3 protein-coding genes are annotated in these 2,358 nt (G+C 70.4%); 1 reads left to right on the top strand and 2 read right to left on the bottom strand.

The window, feature by feature from the left end; all coding sequences use genetic code 11:
• Positions 1-941 (bottom strand): sigma-70 family RNA polymerase sigma factor (locus ACXJKL_RS19445; RefSeq protein WP_457208646.1); only part of this gene is annotated, 941 nt, incomplete at its 3' end.
• A 169-nt stretch (positions 942-1,110) separates the two neighbouring features.
• Between ACXJKL_RS19445 and ACXJKL_RS19450 the strand changes: the two genes are divergently transcribed.
• Positions 1,111-1,365, top strand: a complete 255-nt coding sequence (locus tag ACXJKL_RS19450; RefSeq protein WP_457208647.1) for a hypothetical protein — start codon at positions 1,111-1,113, stop codon at positions 1,363-1,365.
• Positions 1,366-1,444: 79 nt separating this feature from the next.
• On the opposite strand, the gene ACXJKL_RS19455 is transcribed toward ACXJKL_RS19450, so the two are convergent.
• A partial coding sequence (locus ACXJKL_RS19455; RefSeq protein WP_457208648.1) for a cupredoxin domain-containing protein occupies positions 1,445-2,358 on the bottom strand: 914 nt, incomplete at its 5' end.

Here is a 2,358-nt window from a genome sequence, read left to right on the forward strand (position 1 = left end):
TCCTCGAGGTTCGCGATCCCCGGCCCCACGTCGCGGGCCACGACACTGATCCCCCGGCGCCCTTCCTCCGACACCAGCGAGACCGTCACCTCGCCGCGCTCGGCGAACTTGACGATGTTGCGGCTGATCTCGGAGATCGCGGTGGCGATGAGGGTCTGGTCGGACGCGGAGAAGCCAGCACGCGCCGCGGCCTCGCGTCCCTGCTGCCTGGCCGTCACCACGTCCGCGTCCCGCGACACCGGCACCCGGACGACACCGTCCTCGTCGGGGCGTCCGCGTCGCTGGAAGAGCCGGTCGGCGAGCTGTGCGCACGCCGTGCACTCCAGGAGATGGCCGTGGACGTCCAGCTCCCGTTGGCGCCGCCGGTCGCCGCTGGACAGCGCACGCAGCACCGGCCGGCACCGATCGGTCGGTGGCTCGATGGCCTCGGCAGCCAGCAGGTACTCCACGCGGAGGCTCGCACGGACACGACTCAGCCGGGCCGCGACCGCACCGGGCGTCGAGCCCCGCTCGGCCGCCATCGTGCTGGTGTCCGCGCCGTGCACCTCGTGGGCCACCAGGAGGTCCCGGTCGGCTGCGGACAGCTGAGCCAGCGCAGCGCTGACGAACTCACGATCCTCCTGCCGCAGCAGCCCGTCGGCGGGCGGCTCCACGTCCCCGACCTCGACCCACAGGTGGGAACGGCTGCGCGCCCGGTCGTTCCGCTCGGCGTACGACGCCACGACGTGTCGCGCCGTGACCGCCGCGTAGTGGTGCAGCTTGCCCGGATCGACCCGGCTGGAGGAGGACATCAGCCTGGCCAGGGTCTCCTGGACCAGGTCGTCCACGGTGTGCGAGTCCTTGATCCTGGCCCCGACCACGCGACGCACCACGGGGACGAGGTCGACCATGACGCGCTCGTCGTACGGCTGCCCAGCGTTCGGCTCGGCTTCGCCCGCCACGGAGTCCTCCTTCCCGCCGGGAAGCAGGACCTGCGGCCCCTTGGGTAGACCTCCATGAGTCTATGACCAGCGTCGGCCGGGCGCATGACGGGAGATCCGCGTCATCCGGCGGCGGGAAGACGGTCATGGGGGCGCAAGGACGACACACACCGGCATCGGAGGACACCACGTGAGGGACCAGGACGGACAGCCGGACCACGGCGGGACGGAGCTGCGCGAAGGCGACCTCGAGCGACGCGTGGCGGAGCTCGAGCAGCAGGTGGTCGCGATCGCCGCGGCGGTCGACGCCGCCTCGCGGATGCGGGTCGTGGCGCCGCCCCGACTCGACCACGAGTTCAGGATCGCAGGCGGGCGGTTGGTCCGTCGGATCCTCGAGAAGGGTCGTCTCGTGGAGGACTACCGCGACTCACGCCGCACCGGATAGCTCCGGCGACGCCGCGCGGTGCCCCCACCCCGCGGCGTCGTCGGTCTTCGGAACGGTCTCCTGTTGTTCGGTGTACGGGCTACTGCACGACCACCTGGCCGACCATGCCCATGCCGGCGTGGAGCAGGCAGACGAACGGGTAGGTGCCTGCCTTGGTGAACTTCACCGTGAAGGCGCTCGGCGGCGGCCCGAACCCCGGCGGCAGGATCACCCCCGAGCTCAGGGCGGCCCCCTGGAAGTTCGTCGGGTCGCCGGTGGGCGCGAGCGGGTTGGCCGGGGGCGGCCCGAACGTGATCGTGTGCGGGACCGGGAACGCGTTCATCGCCAGGTCGAAGGTGACGCTGTCGCCGACCTTCACCACGATGTTGCCGGGGATGAACCGGTTGACCATCACGCTCGTGTCCGCAGCCCCCACGAACACGTGGTGGGAGTCCGCGGCACCGAGTGCGTCGGCCCACAGGTCGAGCCCGTGCTCGATGTCGGCGTTCGACGCCTTGGTGGCCATCGCCTTGTACTCGGCCTGCGTGTGCGGGTACGGCGTGCCCGCCTTGCGGACCTTGACGACCGCGGACATGGCCTTGCCGTGGAGGTAGCACAGGTAGTGGTACGTGCCCGGCTTCTTGAACTTCAGGTCGTACGAGCTGACAGCGTCGGGGAAGACGGCGTCGGGTTCCGGGGCCATGATCCCCGAGCTGCGGAACTGCCCCGGCTTGGAGATGCTCTGCTTGGACGTCGGCGCCGTCATGTAGGTGGTGGCGAGGTCGAACGGGACCGCCGGGTGCTTCGCGTCGATGAACGACACGGTGTGCGGCTCCATGGAGTTCGAGACCCAGTGCACCGTGTCGCCGGCGTTGATCCAGATCTTCTTGGGGCCGTACGCCATCGTCTGTACGGCGCCCGAGCTCGACTCTGCGCCGACCATGACGCTCCAGGTCTTGGCCTTGGCCTTGCTAGTGGACGCGGCGTGGGCGTTGTTGGCCAGCAGCACAGGCA

The sequence above is a fragment of the Nocardioides sp. P5_C9_2 genome, from assembly GCF_054049555.1.